This window comes from Leptolyngbya sp. AN02str, assembly GCF_050565595.1.
GTDB lineage: Bacteria > Cyanobacteriota > Cyanobacteriia > Elainellales > Elainellaceae > Kaiparowitsia.
The window spans coordinates 102468-121605 of record NZ_JBNXVR010000009.1 but is presented as its reverse complement, the minus strand read 5'-3'; the positions used below and the strand labels follow the sequence as shown (position 1 = coordinate 121605).

Here is a 19138-nt window from a genome sequence, read left to right as displayed (position 1 = left end):
CGCTTGAGTGAGGGCAAGCCAACTATCAAGTTTTCCAACAACTGAATATCTTTCATAACCACTTGCTTTTCTGTTCCAATATCACGGAACATTTGTACTTTTTGAGCGATCGCCCTCTGGATCAAACCGTCAAAAAGCACGCTTAATCAAAAGCTTGATTTCCAGAATCTAGAGCCCTAAACCTATCGATTTCAAAGCTCTCATTCTATTTCAAATACTCACTAAACCCCTAGTTCAAGGAGCTACATGACTCAATCAAAAACCAATCAACCTCTTCGCATCATTCCCCTAGGTGGCCTGCACGAAATCGGCAAAAACACCTGCGTCTTTGAATATGAAGACGAAATTATTTTGCTGGATGCAGGGTTGGCTTTTCCCACCGATGGCATGCATGGTGTCAACATCGTCCTACCAGATACAACCTATCTGCGTGAGAACCGCCACAAAATCAAAGGCATGATTGTGACTCATGGCCACGAGGATCATATTGGCGGCATCCCCTTCCACCTCAAGCAGTTCGATGTTCCTGTAATTTACGGACCACGGCTTGCCATGGCGCTACTGCAAGACAAACTGGAAGAAGCAGGCGTTGCCGATCGCACAGAGCTAAGAACCGTACGACCCCGCGACGTTGTACGCATTGGTAAATATTTTCTAGTGGAGTACATTCGCAACACCCACTCCATGGCCGATAGCTTTAGCGTTGCTATCCACACTCCAGTGGGTCTGGTTATCCATACCGGCGACTTTAAATTTGACCATACCCCTGTGGATGGGGAAACCTTTGATGTTCAGCGGTTGGCTGAGCATGGCGAACGTGGAGTGCTGTGCCTAATCAGCGATTCCACCAACTCAGAAGTCCCTGGATACACCCCTTCAGAGCGAGCCGTTTTCCCCAATCTCGATCGCACGTTTGCGGAAGCGGCAGGCCGACTCTTGGTCACAACCTTTGCCTCCTCAGTGCATCGCGTCAACATGATTTTGGAATTGGCCAAAAAGCACGGACGAGTTGTATCGGTCGTTGGCCGATCCATGCTGAACGTGATCGCCCATGCCCGCAATTTGGGCTACATCAAATGTGATGACGACCTGTTTGTTCCGCTCAACATGGTGAACAAACTGCCGGATAGCAAAGTGTTGGTGCTGACCACCGGCTCTCAAGGTGAGCCAATGGCGGCTCTAACCCGCATTGCGCGAGGCGAACACAAGCAAATTCAAATTCGGGAAGGCGATACCGTGGTATTTTCCGCCAACCCCATTCCCGGCAATACAATTGCCGTTGTGAATACGATTGACCAGCTCATGATTCGTGGAGCCAAGGTCATTTACGGCCGTGAGAAAGGCATTCACGTTTCGGGTCACGGTGCTCAAGAAGACCAAAAGCTGATGCTGGCCCTTACCAGGCCCAAGTTCTTTTTGCCGGTACACGGTGAGCATCGCATGCTGATCAAGCATTCGCAAACAGCCCAAAGCATGGGTATTCCTGCTGAAAACATGGTCATTATTGACAATGGTGATGTTGTTGAGCTGTCGGCTGATCACATGGCCAAGGCTGGAAAAGTGCCTTCTGGAATCGAGTTGGTAGATGCATCTCGCTCTGGTGTGGTTCATGAGCGGGTGTTGAAGGAGCGTCAGCAATTGGCTGGCGATGGGGTGATCACCATCGCTGCCACCATTGGCTGGAATGGTGAACTGCTGACCCAGCCTGCGGTACATCTACGGGGCGTTGTGACCTCGGTTGAAAAGTCTCGTTTAGACGCTTCTGTGTTGAGGACGTTGGAAGTGAACTTGAGCGATCGCTGGAAAGAGTTTACCTACAACCTGGAAGGCAACGATATTGATGTTGACTGGGCCAGACTGCAAGCCCATCTTGAGTCAGAACTGCGTCGTCAGTTCCGGCGAGAACTGCAAAGCAATCCGCTGCTGGTGTTTTTGATGCAAACCCCAGCAAAGCCTGCCGCCAAGTCCACTCGGCGATCGCTTGAAACGGCACAAGTGTCTTAACGCCAGTTTCGGTTCGGGCGTTTCTCGCGCTCGCACTGTGCCTGAAGTCTACGTTGGCTTAGCCAGAACTAACCTTGTCTTAGTTTTGGCTAATTTGCCCATTCGTTTGAATTAGACCCAAAAAGATAGGACTGAAGCACGTCATCCGAAAAACCGTTCAGCTGCGTAAGTCCTGAAAGATTCATCACAACTCTTTGCGCTCTTTTGGCTATTGGGGGTAGCCAAGAGAGCGCAAACTTATTTTTGGCCCAAGGTGGTTCTGCATCCAGGGGGCGAAACATGGGGTGCTGGACAAGGAATGGTTAAACACGTACAAACCTTCATGATGTTTATTTGGCTTGTCGGCCAAGTCAATTGCTATAACGTGGACATACATCGTCACTTGCGAGTGCTAAGCCCGTGGCTGTCCCACGTTTTTCTAATCCGTTTGTTGTGGCCGAAGTCTTGCCCAGTCCCCAGGCATTTATTGGGCGATCGCAAGAGCTAACAACCTTTGCCCAAGAGATTGCCAAAGGCCACATGGTTGCGATCGTAGGCGATCGGAAAATAGGAAAATCATGGTTTTTGCAGCATATTGTGCAGCGAGTTCAACAACAGCAGCAGCCCAGCCAACGCTACATTCCCTGCTACGTGCCGTTAGCCGCCAGTCACAAGCGACACCTAGAGGAACTCTACGGGGCGATCGCTCACCAGATCAAGCTTCAAGCTCATGCCGAGGTCGAGCACCCAGATCCATCATCAACCTGTAGCTTCCACAACTTGCAAACCCTACTCGCCAACATCAACCAAGCTGGCAAAAAGCCAATTCTTTGCCTCGATGATGTTGATCAGGCTTTGCAACACCTGAACTATCCAGATGTATTTTTGCGATCGCTCGAAGCTTTGACGCTTCAAAAAACGGCGATTTTGGTGTTGAGTGCTCGTCAGGCGATCGCTGCGCCTAGCAACGATGGCGAACATGTGGCTTTACACACCATTCCGTTGGCGCAGTTTTCCCAGACCGAGACCGAGCGATTGATTCGGCAAGTTCCGCAAAACGCTGAGCACCAGCCTATCTTACAAGAGCACTATCAGAACTTGGCTCTACGGTGGGGGCAATGTCATCCCTACCGCCTCCAACTTGCCGCTCACTACCTATACGAGGCCCAAATTTACCAGCGCCATCCCAGTTGGGCTAAGGTAAATTTTTTGCGATCGCTACAATGGCAACGCCAAGTTGAGTGGCAACCCTGGTTAAAAACGCTGAGCCTGCTCCCCCAAGAGCTTGGTGCTGCCATGACGGCTCACTCAACACAATTATCTAATCAGCAAAAAACACAGATCGGGTGGGCGACGATCGCTCTACTCTCTACCGTTGTACTGGGATTTGTGGTGTACCAACAAATCCCCAGAAAACCAGTCCCCACGCCAGCGCCAGCGCTCAACCGTCCCGTTGGCTAAGTCCTTCCTGTCGCGATCGCGAACCCGCCTTAGTGGTGAAACCACAGGGTCGCCAATGGCAGCAAGGTCATGCAGTTAAATACCCAAAGCCAGATTGGACGAGGCTCGGTCATAGGAACGGGCGCAGGAGAAATTAAGGCATCAATCCGCCGCTGCAGCCACTGAGCGGACTCATAGGTGCCGAATGCAGCACTCCAGTCTGGTTCAACGGCCTGAGAAGATTGCACCACTTGCAGTAGGGTTTCGGCCAATAGCAGGGGATCGACCTGTTGCGCAGCCCAAGCATCCGCTCGTAGCTCTCGCAGCAGCAGTAGCTCTTGCCATAGATGATGCGTATGGGGTAACCAAACCGTAAGACGACGAATCCAGCCCAGCCAAAAGAACCAAAACGTATCGTGAAACTGCTGGTGAGCTCGCTCATGCGTCAGCACCGCCTGGAGTTGGTCTCGGCTTAAGCGAGCAATCAACCCCTGGCTAACAACTAGGTGCGATCGCCAAAATCCTATTTGAGCCGCATAGGGCAAGGCATGGGGAATCACATAGCCATGGGCAATATCAATCAGTTGGTAAGGGAACTGACGGAGTTGCTGAACAGATCGCCAACCCAACCAGTACTGCCACAGCAATAGGCCAACCGCGATCGCCATGCCCATAGCCGCCAACCCAAATCCAAACCACCCCACCGAATGCCCTAGCATTTTGCCGTGGGTACCCATCCCTAATACCGCCAGACAGGTTGCCCCCACCAACCCCGGAGGCAGGAGAAACTGAATTAAAACTGTAGTTTCGCAACAGCGCTCAGATTGGGATCGCCACCCAAGCCGAATTCCACAGGCAATCGCCACTCCCAGCAGAAGCAACATCAGGTGCATTCGCCCTCCTTCCGGCGTTGCCGGGCCGCTCGCAACTGCTGGGCGATCGCATCCAATTGCTCCACACTGACCGGATCGAGGTCATCCGCAAAGGCAGCCACCACATCGGGATTGCCCACCGCCAAAAACTTGTGCAAATGCTCATGAGCTTGCAGGGTTTGCGCCTGAGTTTGCGAAATGAGCGGTCGCCACCGAAAGGCCCGATCCTCTTTATCGCAGCTCAGCCACCCCTTCTCCGTTAGCCGCCGCAGAACCGTTGTCACAGAAGCGTAGGCTAGCTCTCGATCGGGATCGGCCAAGATGCGGTCGTGAATTTCCTTGACGGTCGCAGAACCAAATTCCCACAAAATGCCGAGAATTTCGGCTTCGAGTGGGCCAAGCGATAAATGTTTAGGACGGGGATTGGGCAATGGAGCCATACACTGTGTAAAAAACGATAAAAAACTCGTCAACACATCGCTTACTCAAGCGATCGCGCTTACATGTTGATTGGATGCCAACCCTTGACCCAAACCACCTGATCCAAACCACCTGATCCAGACCACCTTGGCACTCACAATACAAACAATAGAAATTAGCAAAGAGCAAAGAGCGATCGCTATTCCCTAGGGTAACCGACGATCGCTCTTCACTCTTGAGATGAGACAAAATTATGTGCTAATCAGCTAAGGCTTCAACCCTTGTAAGCTGCCACGCATTTCTCCACCAAGGGCATCACTTGGTCTACATCCTTCCAACCAAGGATTTCAGTGACCTTCTTCTCTAGATTTTTGTAGGTGCGGAAAAACTCGGCCACTTCATCTAGGCGATGCGAAGCAACATCGCTAAGCGACTTTACATTGACATAGCGGGGGTCTTTGTCGGGCACACACAAAATCTTTTCGTCGCGATCGCCGCCATCCACCATTTCCAGCATGCCAATCGGGCGAGCTGTAATCACGCATCCAGGGAAAGTTGGTTGATCCATCATGACCAAACCATCCAGGGGATCGCCATCATCAGCTAACGTGTTGGGCACAAAGCCATAATCAAAGGGATATTGAACCGAAGCATACAGCACCCGATCCAACGCAAAAGCCCCTAAGTCCTTATCGAACTCATACTTATTCTTGCTACCTGCAGGAATCTCGATCAACACGTTGATCAGCCCAGCTTTGGGCTGAGGAGGAATGCGCGATAAGTCCACCGTTCTTCTCCAAATACCAATTCAAAAATTTCACTCCAATTAGGCAACCCCATTCCCCTAGTACTTCGTGTACTTCAATCGGCAACGGCGCTCGCCTAAAACCAAACACACTGAACGGATGCAACGCTTTAGCGCCTGCATATCGTCCAATAGCATTTTAGGGGAAGACGGACATCGTTCCCCATTGCAACGGCAAGGTTATATCAGATTGGTAAAAACTTAGTGTCCACGAGTCATTGGCGCGGTATACCCCGGCGGCGGCAACAGCTGAGCATTCGACGAGGAGAAATAAGCGAGCGCAATCACTGGGATAGTGAGGGTAATCAGGGCAATCAGCGTCCCAACAAATTCTGCAAACCGATTGGCGGTACGTTCAGGAGGGTTGTCGAGTTGACTGCTACTACTAGATTCCATACGTATTTTAGTTTGATTCTGAACCGGTGTACGTCTGTTGGTACCAGGGCTTGCCTGGTGTCTATCCGGTATGACAACAGGAGACTTCAAAAACAGAACAGGAACACTCCGGACAGAGTTGGCGTTGAAAACAGTCTTGGTTGTCCAATTATGCAATTGAACAATTGACTTGGACTGTGTTCTTCATTGTAATCGGTATCTTCATAAGAAAAAGTTATGACAGACACCTTGTTAGCCTTACCTAACGGTTCGGTTATCCCGCTAGACGAGCATTCCCGTCTAAGGTTCCCGAAAATTTGCGATCGCAAAACTTATCAGATTGCAGTAGATTGCAAAGTTCTGTTGTGTTTCCCATTTGTGGATGTTGGTTATAGAAGGGCGGTGGAGCCGTCTCTCTCTCTCCAACCAACACCCACCTATCTAAAACATTACCCAAAATTCCCATCTGTCTGCTCAGCCCGCCACGTCTCTCAACATTCCAGGAAAGCCGTAGGATCAGGTTTGCCTGCATGGGTTCGCATACTTAGTACGCGGGGACGTTGTTCTATTGAAACCAATGAATCAGGTCTAACGGGATTGAATGTGGGAAAAAGCCAAGCCTATGCCCACATTGTGCATTTATTAAGTTAGGTTCCCGAATGAATGCTGTTATGCTAGGTAGGTTGACAGGGTTACAAAAGCAGTTTTCTTAATTCTCTCATGACCACTATCACTCAAGCTAAGCACGAAGTTAAGGACCTATCCCTGGCCCCGTTGGGGAAACAGCGCATTGAATGGGCAGGCCGAGAGATGCCTGTATTGCGCCAAATTCAAGAGCGGTTTGCGGCCGAAAAGCCTTTGGCTGGCATTCGCCTAGTTGCCTGCTGTCACGTCACTACCGAAACAGCCCATTTGGCGATCGCCCTTAAAAACGCAGGAGCCGATGCTCTTCTGATCGCCAGCAACCCTCTATCCACCCAGGATGACGTCGCCGCAAGCTTGGTTGTTGATTACGGCATTCCAGTCTTTGCGATCAAAGGGGAAGACAACGAGACCTACCATCGCCACGTTCAAACCGCACTCGATCACCGTCCCAACATCATTATTGATGACGGCAGCGACGTTGTTGCAACGCTCATTCAAGAACGTCAAGAGCAAATCACTGACTTGATTGGCACGACGGAAGAAACCACCACCGGGATCGTGCGCTTGCAGGCCATGCTCAAAGATGGCGTGCTCACCTTCCCCGCCATGAATGTGAACGATGCCGATACCAAGCATTTCTTCGACAACCGCTATGGTACGGGTCAATCCACGCTAGATGGCATTATTCGTGCAACCAACATTTTGCTGGCCGGCAAAACGATTGTTGTGGCTGGCTACGGTTGGTGTGGCAAAGGTACCGCCCTACGCGCTCGCGGTATGGGTGCCAATGTCATCGTGACGGAAATTGATCCCATCAAGGCGCTAGAAGCCGTGATGGATGGCTTCCGGGTACTGCCCATGGATATTGCGGCTCCCCAAGGTGATCTGTTTGTCACCGTCACGGGTAACAAGCACGTGATTCGGAAAGAACATTTTGAAGTGATGAAGGATGGTGCGATCGTTTGCAACTCCGGCCACTTCGACATTGAAATTGACCTTAAGTCGCTAAAAGGCTTGGCTAGCGAAGTCAAAACGGTTCGTCCCTTTACCGAAGAATACCGTCTCAGCAACGGTAAATCGGTAGTGGTACTGGGCGAAGGTCGTTTGGTGAACCTGGCTGCCGCAGAAGGCCACCCCAGCGCCGTGATGGATATGAGCTTTGCCAACCAGGCACTCGCCTGTGAGTATCTAGTGAAGAATAAAGGCCAATTACAGCCAGGCATTCACTCTATTCCTAAAGAAGTGGACGAGGACATTGCCCGCCTTAAGCTACAAGCTATGGGCATCGCGCTCGATAGCCTGACCACTGAGCAGGTTGAGTACATCAATTCTTGGACAGCAGGAACCTAAAATTTGATTCAGGGAGGTAAGTTTTCAGATTGCCTCCCTTTTTTTATCTGGATTCAGCGAAGTTCACCTGAATTGTGGTAGTAGTCACTCCGGTAAAACAAACTCTGTGGAAAAACTCTCAACTGAACTGGAACGCCATTTTTTTGCAGAAACAACCCCTCAGCGAGTTACGCTTAATGACATTTTGACGCTGGCGGGTGAGCGCACCTTTGGCTTTCTATTTGTGCTGTTGTCTCTGCCATCCGCGTTACCGATTCCTGCACCGGGTTATTCAGTTCCGTTTGGAGTGGTTATGCTGGTGCTTGCGCTTCAGCTTATAGCTGGACGAACAAAACCCTGGCTACCTGAACGGTTCAAGCAATACCCAATAGAGCTCAAGCAAGTACAAGGGGTTCTCAAGGCGGGGTTACCCTGGTTGCGTCGCATTGAAGCACTCACGCGCCCGCGCTTAACCTGGGTTTGTGTTGGTCGCAGTGGGCGTTTGATAATGGGTGTAGCGATCACCCTTATGTCGATTTCCATGATGATCCCCATTCCCCTTACCAATACCCTGCCAGCGATGGGCATCTTTATTACTGGGTTTGGTCTGTTGGATGATGATGGGTTTATTTCCCTCAGTGGGTTGGTAGTTTGTTTGATGGGAGCTGCTCTTACTACATCGGTTTTGCTATTTGGCTATACGGCGGTTCGAGCTGCAATTGATTTGCTGAAGGGAGCCGTTTTTTAGGTTGCTTCCTCCAACAAGGTCGAATAGAAAAATAGGGTTCTTCAAAAAACAGAATTAAGCATTACTTGAACCTGCCCTCGGATAGTGCCCAATCTTCTGATGGATCTGTTTTGTTGAATTTGGAGCAAGCCATCGTTTGGCAATGCCAGGCGGTTGGCCTTTAGCACATCCCTTTGACAGACACTAACGATAACTGACTGTACGAAACATTATGGCTGAGTGGATCGTTCAAACCATGCAAGCTCTGGGTTACTGGGGCATTGGCTTACTTATGTTTTTGGAGAATTTGTTTCCTCCAATTCCTTCAGAACTAATCATGCCGTTGGCTGGTTTTACGATCGCTCAGGGTGAGATGAGCTTTGTTTCGGCGATCGCGGCTGGTGTGATAGGCACGATCCTGGGAACGTTGCTGTGGTATGCAGCCGGTCGAATTTATGGCGAACGCCGGTTGATAGAACTGGCCGACCGCTATGGCAAGTGGATCACCGTATCTGGTCGTGATGTTGAGACAGCGATCGCTTGGTTCAACAAATACGGTGCCGTAGCCGTATTGCTCTGTCGGTTGGTGCCTGGTGTACGCACTCTAATTTCGCTGCCCGCTGGCCTCGCCCATATGAACTTAGGCCTATTTTTGGCATATTCCACGATTGGAACGGTGCTGTGGACGACGCTGCTAACGGTTGTAGGCTATGTTTTAGGTGATAACTACGAGCAAGTCGAGCAATATTTGGGGCCAGTTTCCAAGATTATTGCGGTCGCCATTGTTGTTGGGTTTGGGTTATGGATTTGGAAGCGATCGCGCGATCGCAAATCATCTAGTTAGCAACTAGATTGAATGTTAATCCAAATACACTTCGTCCTGCGGTTGGTGCATGTGGCATTCCCAATCAATATCCGGCATGTGGTTAAACGCGTCGCGAAGGGCCACCTCCCAGCGCTTACGAATCTCCACCAAGTAGCGATCGCCCACCCGCAGCTGAAGCTGATGAGACACCTCAAAGGAGTTCGCCTTGTACATAATCAAATCAATTGGTGGCCCAACCGATATGTTGGACTTCATCGTGGAGTCGATTGATAGCAAAGCGCACTTCGCCGCATCCTCGACGAGTGTTTCGTAGTTCAGAATTCGATCCAAAATTGGCTTGCCGTACTTGGTTTCACCAATTTGCAAAAAGGGAGTCTCGCGGGTTGCTTGGATGCAATTACCTTGGGTGTAGATCAAAAATAGCTCAGGTTCGTCTCCCATCAACTGACCGCCAAGCAAACAGTTGCAGCTAAAGTCGATGCGATCCTTCTCTAGCCAAGGGCGCTCACGAGCTACAGCTTCGCGAATCTTGCTTCCCACATAGCAGGCCACATCATACATGGTCGGTAACGTATGCAGCGTTTCATCAGCGTCTGCCTTCAAGTCGCGCTGCAACGCATGGACAACCGATTGAGTAATCGCCAAGTTGCCTGACGTACACAGCAACAGAGTGCGCTGCCCCAGTTTAGAAAAGTTGTACAGCTTGCGATAGGTTGAAATATAGTCAACCCCGGCGTTGGTTCGTGAATCTGCTGCGAGAACCAATCCATCACTGGTTACAATACCCAGACAATACGTCATGTAAATCGTCCGAAAAAATTAATCCTTCCAAATCTTATCGCTAGGGCTTGCGCGTTGACCGATTAAGCACCTTCTACACCCATCATGGATAGTTCAGAGAGCAGAATGCAAGCATGCCAGCAAGACAAGCCGCATCAGAAGCATTCACTCTGCCGAAAAGCCTCCAATGAGCCATTGGAAATTTGCGACCAAGATTTGTACTCAACCCTTGAGTAAACCCCAAGGGTTTGTTAGCTTAATGCTTCCGACAGATAATCGGCGGTCGCTTCCACAAGGGCGATCGCATTTTCGTACACCATGCGAGTTGGCCCCAGCATACTCACACTACCAAAGGTGGCAGAACCTCGCTGATACGTTGCCGACACAAGAGTACAGGTTTTCATTGGCTCTAGCGGATTTTCGGCACCAATGCGAACCGTTACCCGTCGTTCACCGGCCTCCAGCTCGGTTGAATCAAAAATAAGCGACCACAGTTGCTCACGCTCCGATTCCAAAAGCTGCATGAGCGTTTGCACTTGCTGGATTTCGGAAAACTCCGGCTGGCGCTTCATCACTTCCGCCACACCAGTAATAAACATCTGGGAAGATACGGTGCTCTTAGTGCGCTGGTTGAGATCGAGCAGTGAGTCTTGCAGCAAGTCTGCGTACCGATCAAACTTACGACCGAGATCGCTCCAATCCAGGGTAGCAATATCCCCAAGCGATCGCCCCTTCAAGTGCTGGGTCAAAAAGTTGGATAAAATCTGAAGCTCACGATCGAGCAACTCCGCATCAGCAGATTCTCCCGACGGCACAGGAGGCAAGTCAAACAATGTTGAATGGGTTTCATAAGAATCCAACACCACAATGAGCATCACGCGGCTAGGATCGGTTTGCACAAGCTGCAAATGCCGCAACACAGCCTTACTCACCAGAGGCATCGTAACCAGCGAAATGTAACCGCTGAGCGTAGAGAGGATCTGAGCTGCCCCATGCAGCATGGCCTCCACCGTCCAGCCCTCAACATCCAAGCGATTGGACAATAACCGATCGGCCTGTTTTGCCAATTGCTCAGAGGGGATTATGAGTTGATCCACATAGACACGATACCCAGAATCCGAGGGAACCCGGCCTGCGGATGTATGCGGTTGATACAGCAGCCCGGCCTTTTCTAAATACCCCATCACATTGCGAATCGTTGCAGGGCTGACCCGAGGCTGAAACCCATCCACCAAAGCTTCGGAACCGACTGGGCGCGCCGTTGCAATGTATTGGCGAACGGTCGCCCCTAGCACTTGCTGTTGTCGATTGTTAAGCGAAATTTGAATCGGCATCGTAACCAAAATAAAAACTTTCTAAAACCTATTGGCCTGATCGTAATTTAGCCTGACAGGGATTGTCCATTCGTAGTGTCTAATACCTGGGCACTGCGGAATCTACACAAGCTGAGTAAGCATCAATTCCACCCACCACGTTTTGCACATGAGTAAAGCCCTGGCTCACAAGCCATTGGCACATCTGAGCCGAACGCATGCCGTGATGGCATAACACAATGGTTTCAGCGGTAGGGTCTAGATGCGTGTGAATTTGAGACGCCCATTCGCCATACTGGCTCAGTGGCAAGTTCAAGAACCCATCAAGTTTTGCAACAGCCAACTCTTCAGGCTCTCGTACATCAATGAGCTGAAGCTGAGCATCAGCCTCAACCATCCGTTGCGCTAGGTTTTGAACTGTGATCTCTGCAAACTCTGGTTTCATGTTTTAGGGATTCAACAAACTCACAAGTTTTTGGGGAAACGTTTTTGTATTAGAGGCAACCCAATTTAGCAAAAATTCTTAGAAAGTCGTTCGGACAAACCTACTGACCAATTTCCTGTCGAGCTTGTTCAACCAATTCTTCTGTAATGGTTGGCTGTTCGAAATCGCGTGCCATTTGCTCAATTCGGATTTTGGCCTGCGCCCGCACAAAAAAGGGGATGTTATTCAGTTTCGCTTTTGCTTCTGGGGTCCATTGCATAGCTGAATTCAAATTTCGATGTTGTGTAACTTCACTTTACTACTGTTCCTCTCACTACAGATTGACGGTTTGCTAGCTACCCAACTTGCCTTTGGGCGATCGCTCCCACAGCACCCTCTCAAGGCAAACAGCTAGATGAAAAAAGGCCCCCATTGGGGCCTTTTTCCCTAGCGTGAAGCCAAGCTGTGATTAGTCAAGATCAGGCATTGCCAATACAGGTTCGGTCTCACGATCGATCCCCTTCTCAAAACCGGCAGCAGCAGCCCGAGCACGACCCGCGTGCCACAGGTGACCTACCAGGAAGAAGAAGCCCAACACAAAGTGAGACGTTGCCAGCCATGCCCGAGGAGACACGAAGTTCACTGAGTTAATTTCAGTGGCCACACCACCCACAGAGTTCAACGAACCCAGAGGAGCATGAGTCATGTACTCAGCAGCACGGCGAGCTTGCCAAGGCTGAATGTCGTTCTTAATCTTGTCCAGATCCAAACCGTTGGGTCCACGCAAAGGCTCCAACCAAGGACCTTGGAAGTCCCAAAAGCGCATGGTTTCACCACCAAAGATGATCTCACCCGTGGGAGAGCGCATCAGGTATTTACCCAAACCAGTAGGACCTTGAGCAGAACCGACGTTTGCACCCAGGCGCTGGTCACGAATCAAGAAGGTCAGGGCTTGAGCCTGAGACGCTTCAGGACCGGTAGGACCATAAAATTCGCTGGGATAAGCGGTGTTGTTATACCACACCATCACAGAGGCAACAAAGCCCATGAGGGACAAAGCGCCCAAACTGTAGGAAAGATAAGCTTCACCAGACCAGATAAAGGCACGACGCACCCAGCCAAAGGGCTTAGTGAGGATGTGCCAGATACCGCCAGCAATGCAGATAAAGCCAACCCAGATGTGACCACCAATGATGTCTTCCATGCTGTTGACGCTGATGATCCAGCCTTCACCACCGAAGGGGGCTTTCAACAGATAGCCAAAGATGGTAACAGGGTTGAGAGTTGGGTTAGTAATGACGCGCACGTCGCCACCGCCCGGTGCCCAGGTGTCATACACACCGCCAAAGAACATGGCCTTGAACACGAGCAAGAATGCACCAACGCCTAGAAGAATCAAATGATAACCAATGATGTTGGTCATCTGATTCTTGTCTTTCCAGTCGTAGCCGAAGAAGCTGGAGTACTCCTCCAACGTATCGGGACCACGAACAGCGTGATAGATACCGCCTAAACCAAGGACGGCAGACGAGATCAGGTGCAACACACCGACGACAAAGTAGGGGAAAACATCCACGACTTCACCACCGGGACCCACACCCAAACCAAGGGTTGCCAAGTGAGGCAGAAGAATCAAGCCCTGCTCATACATGGGCTTTTCAGGAACAAAGTGTGCGACTTCGAACAGAGTCATCGCGCCTGCCCAGAAAACAATCAAACCAGCGTGGGCTACGTGAGCACCCAGCAGCTTGCCGGACAGGTTGATGAGGCGGGCATTACCAGCCCACCACGCGAAGCCCGAGGACTCCTGGTCGCGATTTCCAGCGACATAATTATTAGAGAGCGTTACCACGTGGCAGTACCTCTTCAGGGAATACAAAGCTTTCGTGAGGCTGGTCTTGAGGTGCCATCCAAGCCCGGATGCCCTCGTTCAGCAGGATGTTCTTCGTGTAGAAGGTCTCAAACTCGGGGTCCTCTGCCGCGCGCAATTCCTGCGACACAAAGTCATACGCCCGCAGGTTCAAGGCCAACCCGGCAATCCCAATGCTCGCCATCCACAAACCCATCACTGGCACAAACAGCATGAAGAAGTGCAGCCACCGCTTGTTCGAAAACGCAATCCCGAATATCTGTGACCAGAATCGGTTCGCGGTGACCATCGAATAGGTCTCTTCCGACTGGGTCGGGTTGAACGCGCGGAAGGTGTTGGCTTTGTCCCCATCCTGGAACAGGGTGTTCTCCACGGTCGCTCCGTGAATCGCGCACAGCAGTGCACCACCCAAAATGCCAGCCACTCCCATCATGTGGAAGGGGTTGAGGGTAAAGTTGTGGAACCCTTGCACAAACAAGATGAAACGGAAGATGGCTGCCACCCCAAAGCTGGGTGCAAAAAACCATCCTGACTGTCCCAATGGGTACAGCAAAAACACGCTCACAAATACGGCAATTGGCCCTGAGAAGGCGATCGCATTGTAGGGACGGATGCCCACCAAGCGTGCAATCTCAAACTGACGCAGCATGAAGCCAATCAGCGCAAAGGCGCCGTGCAGGGCCACAAATGCCCACAAACCGCCGAGTTGACACCAGCGGGTGAAGTCCCACTGAGCTTCGGGTCCCCACAAAAACAGCAGGGAGTGTCCCAAGCTGTTGGGAGGGGTCGATACGGCAACAGTCAAGAAGTTACAGCCTTCCAAGTAGGAAGATGCCAACCCGTGGGTGTACCACGAGGTGACGAAGGTGGTGCCGGTAAGCCAGCCGCCCAAGGCCAAGTAGGCACAAGGGAACAGCAGAATGCCAGACCACCCCACGAAGACGAATCGGTCGCGCTTTAGCCAGTCATCGAGGACGTCGAACCATCCTCGATTGGCTTGCGCTCGTCCCATTGCTATGGTCATTTCATATCCTCGTTAATATGGCTTTGATTTTCCCGATTATACGAACCAAAGGCCGTCAAATTGACGTTGGCTCAATGGGAGGATTTGCACTGAGCTTGGCCAATGCACCCGGCAAGAACGAGGCTTGAAGGTGCATGGATGCGTACCTTGTTCGGGAGATACGCCTTACCAAGAAGAGCTTATTACTTGTATATGATAGGGACATACGATTTTTTTTACAATCTGATACGTAATTTCTCAGTAATTTGGCCCTAGAGCGAACCTGCGGAAGGAGATGCATTCTGATGCATTCTCAAGGTTTTGCAGCCATTTTAGGAGCTTGGGTTACAGGTTAAAGCTGAGAGATTGCAGGTTCTTGACGCAATTGGTGTCAATCTAGGCGAGGATAGGACTAGGATTGATGCTCGCTTCTGGCTTGTTCAGGTGGTTTTGCAGTGCTGTGGCAAGGCTTGCGGCCATGTCATCTATACGATCTATATATGTAGTGCTGTGTTTGCGATTGAATAGCTTAGAGGTCATTCACGCATCGTTGCTGTTCACTACAGCTTGTTAACTCTGACGTTTTGATATCTAAGATTTGTCCTATGTCCACTTCTGTTACATCAACGGATAATCGCGTCCTACGGCAGCCTGTTTTGGGCTCGCGCCGATTCAGCAACTATTGGTGGGCAATGGTTATTTCGGTTGGTGGCGTTGGGTTTCTGTTAGCGAGTATTTCGAGCTACACCAAGGTTAATTTTTTGCCCTTTTCCGATCCGACTCAGCTGATTTTTGTGCCTCAGGGTATTGCGATGGGGTTCTATGGAGTTGCCGGTTCCCTGCTCGCAGCTTATTTATGGCTGGTGATTTTGTGGGATGTAGGTGGCGGATTCAACGAGTTTGACAAGAATTCGGGGACTGCAAAGGTCTTTCGCCGGGGCTTTCCAGGTAAAAATCGCAAGATTGAAGTAACGCACAAAATTGAGGATGTGCAAGCCATTCGGGTTGCAATTAAGGATGGGTTGAATCCTCGGCGGGCACTGTACTTACGAGTCAAGGGGAAAGGAGAGCTGCCGCTTACTCGAGTGGGTCAACCGTTGCCATTATCTCAGCTAGAAAACCAAGGTGCTGAGTTGGCACGATTTTTAGGAGTTCCTTTAGAGGGGCTGTAGCTTCTGTTCTTTCTTTTGCCCACTTCTTCAGCTCGCTTCTTCAAAATGTTGAAGCAGCTCTAAAAGGCAAAGCAAGGGCCGTGATATCTAGGTGAGGATTTGAGTGGCGCAGACAAAGCCTACGCCACTCAAATTATGAAGAGCTCCTATCGGCGAAGGAAGGACTGGCGGCGCGTAAAGTGTTAGTCTGGTACGGGCACAGTATGACAGTGTGCGCTTTGCTGTGCAGCAAGGCTGAGATATTGTTTTCTTCGCCTGCAATCTAGAGACACCTGCTAAATATAGGTCGTTTTTTCTATGCGATTTCATTTTGGCAAACAGCTCGTCACGTTTGTAGCGATCGCCTTTTTGCTACTTACTGGATGTACTTCTCAGGCTGATAGCTCTTCAGTCGCTGATTCACCATCTTCAGCCGAGGCTTCGGAGACCATGACTAATACTTATGCAAATTTGCCAAGCCTGAATGGCAAGGCTACAGTTGAGCTAACCGTTAAGGGCTCAAAAATTACGATTGAACTCAATGGCGACGATGCGCCAATCACAGCAGGCAACTTTGTTGATTTGGTGAACCGCGGAGTATACAACGGTTTGGTATTTCACCGAGTTGTGCGGCAACCTCAGCCGTTTGTGGTGCAAGGCGGCGACCCGCAAGGCAAGGATCCGAGCGTACCTGCCAATATGCTCGGCACGGGTAGCTTTGTCGATCCAGCAACGGGGCAGCCTCGCTACATTCCTCTCGAAATTAAACCGAGTGGGGCAGATGCGCCTCTGTATGGTCAAACAATGGAGCAGGCAGGGGTAAGTGGGGCTCCGGCGCTGCGGCATACTCGTGGAGCCGTTGCCATGGCGCGATCACAAGATCCCAACTCAGCATCATCCCAGTTTTATTTTGCTTTGGCCGATCTGGGCTTCTTGGATGGTAACTATGCTGTGTTTGGCTATGTCACAAGCGGTATGGACGTTGTGGACCAAATTCAGCAGGGCGATCGCATCGAATCGGCGGTTGTCACCTCTGGCTTAGAAAATCTCACCAACGGCGCATCCTAAGTAGATTCGCTGAGCCCCAAGCACCTTTCCTATAAACGACATCGGGAGTTTGCTGCTAGCAAACTCCCGATGTCGTTTATAGGCTTCTTGTTGACTTGCGTCGCTTCGTATCAGAGCTTATGGACTTCATCTGGAGCTCTCATGGTTCGGGTAGCTCCTCTTCGGGTAGCTCCTCCATACTTGGGAACCTTTGGCTTCTATTTCCTGAGACACAGATTTGCCGTGGCTCAAAATCAACAACTCAATCTCAACGGTCAGGCAATATCCGTAGGAGGCCGGCTGCCTTGTTTAAACTGCTGCAGATGAGCCTGTATCAAATTTTGAACATCTGACCGTAGAACCTCGGTTCCTGAATTTACATTGCCAGAAGTTTCAAAGAAAATTGCACTATCCACCGTTGTCATTGCTACCATTTGAAACAGGATATGTGTCGCTGCGACTGGCAAAGCAACGACTTGAGGATCCTTGGCATAGGGACTAGCCGTTGCATCCTTAAGGTCGGCATAAGCATAAAACATATTCTTCTGCGTGTTTGGCTGGGTGCGATGACTCAGGGTGGTCATAATCCAGCGACCATCCAGGGTTTGCAAGACAAAGTATTGTGGGTGCTTCAACTGTCCAGCAATGAGCTTCAACACTGGTGCGATCGCCCTTACCGCATCGGGAGTTACTCCATCTTGGGGAGCCTGTTCTATCAGTTCTTGAATTTGCTGGTCTAAATCCATGTCGTCTCGGTCGGGAGTGAGGTGGCTCTACGGTTGTTCTTCAACAGTCTAGAGCAGACGGCTACCAATATTCTCCTGATGTTGGGAGAGATTCCCCGAATCAAGAAAGAGCCGTGCTTGTGCTCAAACCGGAAAATGCGGTTTGGCGCTGGCTACATCGGTGCACTACCAACTTTCAGCTTTCGGCAAATCCATCAGGGAGACAGTGGGAACAGCGTGGAGGAAATCTTCCAGCTGCTTTGCAGCGAACTCAAGCAATCCACACGAGCATCTGATCAGAACTGCCGCGACGTCGCAACTCGGATTGCAGCCGAGGTGACTCGCATCTGTTCAGAAAGCAAACGGATTCAATCATCGGGGGAGATCGAGTCGTGGTCTACCGCCTTGGCTCGTCATCGGCTTAAGCAGTGCCTGAAGTACTATCAGCTCAGTTCTCGACGCGGTCGGGTCGAGCTACACAGCACGCTGAGCGCGGTTGTTTATCGTTACATTACGCCGCCACAGGTACAGGCTAGCTACCAAGCTCGATTAGGGCTAATCGAAGACTTTCTTCAGGGCTTTTATATAGAGGCGATCAATGCATTTCGCCGAGAGAACCAGCTACCAGCCAACTACTCACCCCGTACCTTGTTGGAGCTGGCAGAGTACATGGCGTTTACCGAACGCTATGCCAAACGGCGCATTCCCCTACCGGGGCGTCGTAGCCAGCAGCTGATCATTTTACGGGCACAAACCTTCTCGCAGCAGCAGCCACCCGAAACCCTGGTGGATATTGAACAAGCGGCCGAAGGGGCCAGTTCTGAATCCGATCAAAATCGGAATGGCCCCTCGATGCAGCAGGTGCGCGAACAAATGGTGGCGCAAGAGCCAGAACTGGCTGAGGATACCCTGCGCGATACCGTCATTCACGAACTGATGGCTTATTTAGAAGAGCGGCAACAGAAGGATTGTGCCGATTACTTTGCTCTCCGGCTCCAAGACTTGCCCGCCAATGAAATCGAAGCCATATTAGGACTAACGCCACGCCAACGCGACTATTTGCAGCAACGGTTTAAGTACCATCTGATTCGGTTTGCGCTTTCTCACCATTGGGAGCTGGTGCATCAATGGCTAGAAGCAGATTTGGAACGCAACCTCGGATTAACGCAGCAGCAGTGGCAAGTGCTGCTGGACGGACTTACACCCCAACAGGCCGAAATTTTACGGTTGAAGCAGGCAGGAGAATCGGATGTGGCGATCGCTCAAGCCGTGGGCTGTACCGTGAACCAGTTTCAGAAACAATGGACTAAACTACTGGAACAAGCCTGGGAAATAAGAAACGATTTAATGTCCGGAGCACGAGTCTCGGGTGATGAATAATGAGTCAGAAGCCGAGAAATTAC

Annotated in this window: 20 protein-coding genes; 8 read left to right on the top strand and 12 right to left on the bottom strand. The window is 50.7% G+C overall.

The features are described from left to right. Nucleotides 1-246: 246 nt before the first annotated feature. Nucleotides 247-2004, top strand: a complete 1758-nt coding sequence (locus tag ACQ4M4_RS09360) for a ribonuclease J (RefSeq protein ID WP_430684224.1) — start codon at nt 247-249, stop codon at nt 2002-2004. Between the two features lie 399 nt (nt 2005-2403). Continuing rightward, nucleotides 2404-3444 carry an ATP-binding protein gene (locus ACQ4M4_RS09355; RefSeq protein WP_430684223.1) on the top strand — a complete coding sequence of 347 codons (1041 nt, stop codon included), beginning with the start codon at nt 2404-2406 and terminating at the stop codon, nt 3442-3444. Nucleotides 3445-3473: 29 nt separating this feature from the next. On the opposite strand, the gene ACQ4M4_RS09350 is transcribed toward ACQ4M4_RS09355, so the two are convergent. The 5 genes from ACQ4M4_RS09350 to ACQ4M4_RS09330 form a co-directional block, all read right to left on the bottom strand. Next, on the bottom strand, nt 3474-4316 hold the full coding sequence (locus tag ACQ4M4_RS09350) for a M56 family metallopeptidase (protein WP_430684222.1): 843 nt from the start codon (nt 4314-4316) through the stop codon (nt 3474-3476). Then, nucleotides 4307-4735, bottom strand: a complete 429-nt coding sequence (locus tag ACQ4M4_RS09345) for a BlaI/MecI/CopY family transcriptional regulator (protein WP_430684221.1) — start codon at nt 4733-4735, stop codon at nt 4307-4309. The genes ACQ4M4_RS09350 and ACQ4M4_RS09345 overlap by 10 nt, the downstream gene beginning before the upstream one ends. A gap of 254 nt (nt 4736-4989) precedes the next feature. After that, nucleotides 4990-5502 carry an inorganic diphosphatase gene (locus ACQ4M4_RS09340; RefSeq protein ID WP_430684220.1) on the bottom strand — a complete coding sequence of 171 codons (513 nt, stop codon included), beginning with the start codon at nt 5500-5502 and terminating at the stop codon, nt 4990-4992. Nucleotides 5503-5721: 219 nt separating this feature from the next. Further along, complete coding sequence (locus ACQ4M4_RS09335; protein ID WP_430684219.1) at nt 5722-5916, bottom strand: hypothetical protein; 195 nt, start codon at nt 5914-5916, stop codon at nt 5722-5724. A gap of 253 nt (nt 5917-6169) precedes the next feature. After that, nucleotides 6170-6427: a hypothetical protein gene (locus ACQ4M4_RS09330; protein ID WP_430684218.1), complete on the bottom strand. Its 258-nt coding sequence runs from the start codon at nt 6425-6427 to the stop codon at nt 6170-6172. A gap of 188 nt (nt 6428-6615) precedes the next feature. Here ACQ4M4_RS09330 and ahcY point away from each other — a divergent pair, with 188 nt between their 5' ends. The 3 genes from ahcY (at nt 6616) to ACQ4M4_RS09315 (ending at nt 9440) form a co-directional block, all read left to right on the top strand. Then, nucleotides 6616-7890 (top strand): adenosylhomocysteinase, encoded by a 1275-nt coding sequence (gene ahcY / locus ACQ4M4_RS09325; RefSeq protein WP_430684217.1) that lies wholly within the window; start codon nt 6616-6618, stop codon nt 7888-7890. A gap of 106 nt (nt 7891-7996) precedes the next feature. Continuing rightward, nucleotides 7997-8617 (top strand): exopolysaccharide biosynthesis protein, encoded by a 621-nt coding sequence (locus tag ACQ4M4_RS09320; protein WP_430684216.1) that lies wholly within the window; start codon nt 7997-7999, stop codon nt 8615-8617. 211 nt (nt 8618-8828) lie between these two features. Next, nucleotides 8829-9440, top strand: coding sequence for a DedA family protein (locus ACQ4M4_RS09315; protein WP_430684215.1), 612 nt, complete (start codon nt 8829-8831; stop codon nt 9438-9440). Between the two features lie 15 nt (nt 9441-9455). On the opposite strand, the gene ACQ4M4_RS09310 is transcribed toward ACQ4M4_RS09315, so the two are convergent. The 6 genes from ACQ4M4_RS09310 to psbD all read right to left on the bottom strand — a co-directional run bounded on the left by ACQ4M4_RS09310 (nt 9456) and on the right by psbD (nt 14833). After that, entirely contained in the window at nt 9456-10223 is a 768-nt protein-coding gene (locus tag ACQ4M4_RS09310; RefSeq protein ID WP_430684214.1) for a peptidase, read from the bottom strand. A 230-nt stretch (nt 10224-10453) separates the two neighbouring features. Then, entirely contained in the window at nt 10454-11536 is a 1083-nt protein-coding gene (gene hrcA, locus ACQ4M4_RS09305; protein ID WP_430684213.1) for a heat-inducible transcriptional repressor HrcA, read from the bottom strand. A gap of 79 nt (nt 11537-11615) precedes the next feature. After that, nucleotides 11616-11960 carry a rhodanese-like domain-containing protein gene (locus ACQ4M4_RS09300; RefSeq protein WP_430684212.1) on the bottom strand — a complete coding sequence of 115 codons (345 nt, stop codon included), beginning with the start codon at nt 11958-11960 and terminating at the stop codon, nt 11616-11618. Nucleotides 11961-12060: 100 nt separating this feature from the next. Beyond that, a complete protein-coding gene (locus ACQ4M4_RS09295; RefSeq protein ID WP_430684211.1) occupies nt 12061-12219 on the bottom strand; it encodes a PCP reductase family protein in 159 nt (52 codons plus the stop codon). 189 nt (nt 12220-12408) lie between these two features. Further along, nucleotides 12409-13791: a photosystem II reaction center protein CP43 gene (gene psbC, locus ACQ4M4_RS09290; RefSeq protein ID WP_430684210.1), complete on the bottom strand. Its 1383-nt coding sequence runs from the start codon at nt 13789-13791 to the stop codon at nt 12409-12411. Next, nucleotides 13775-14833 (bottom strand): photosystem II D2 protein (photosystem q(a) protein), encoded by a 1059-nt coding sequence (gene psbD / locus ACQ4M4_RS09285; protein ID WP_430682604.1) that lies wholly within the window; start codon nt 14831-14833, stop codon nt 13775-13777. The genes psbC and psbD overlap by 17 nt, the downstream gene beginning before the upstream one ends. 584 nt (nt 14834-15417) lie before the next feature. Here psbD and ACQ4M4_RS09280 point away from each other — a divergent pair. Continuing rightward, a complete protein-coding gene (locus tag ACQ4M4_RS09280) occupies nt 15418-15984 on the top strand; it encodes a photosystem I assembly protein Ycf4 (RefSeq protein ID WP_430684209.1) in 567 nt (188 codons plus the stop codon). A gap of 297 nt (nt 15985-16281) precedes the next feature. Next, nucleotides 16282-17031 (top strand): peptidylprolyl isomerase, encoded by a 750-nt coding sequence (locus ACQ4M4_RS09275; protein ID WP_430684208.1) that lies wholly within the window; start codon nt 16282-16284, stop codon nt 17029-17031. A 254-nt stretch (nt 17032-17285) separates the two neighbouring features. Here the strand turns inward: ACQ4M4_RS09275 and ACQ4M4_RS09270 are convergent, their stop codons facing one another. Then, a complete protein-coding gene (locus tag ACQ4M4_RS09270; RefSeq protein ID WP_430684207.1) occupies nt 17286-17756 on the bottom strand; it encodes a hypothetical protein in 471 nt (156 codons plus the stop codon). 21 nt (nt 17757-17777) lie between these two features. Between ACQ4M4_RS09270 and hetZ the strand changes: the two genes are divergently transcribed. Next, nucleotides 17778-19115 (top strand): heterocyst differentiation protein HetZ, encoded by a 1338-nt coding sequence (gene hetZ, locus ACQ4M4_RS09265; protein ID WP_430684206.1) that lies wholly within the window; start codon nt 17778-17780, stop codon nt 19113-19115. The last annotated feature ends 23 nt before the right edge of the window (nt 19116-19138 follow it).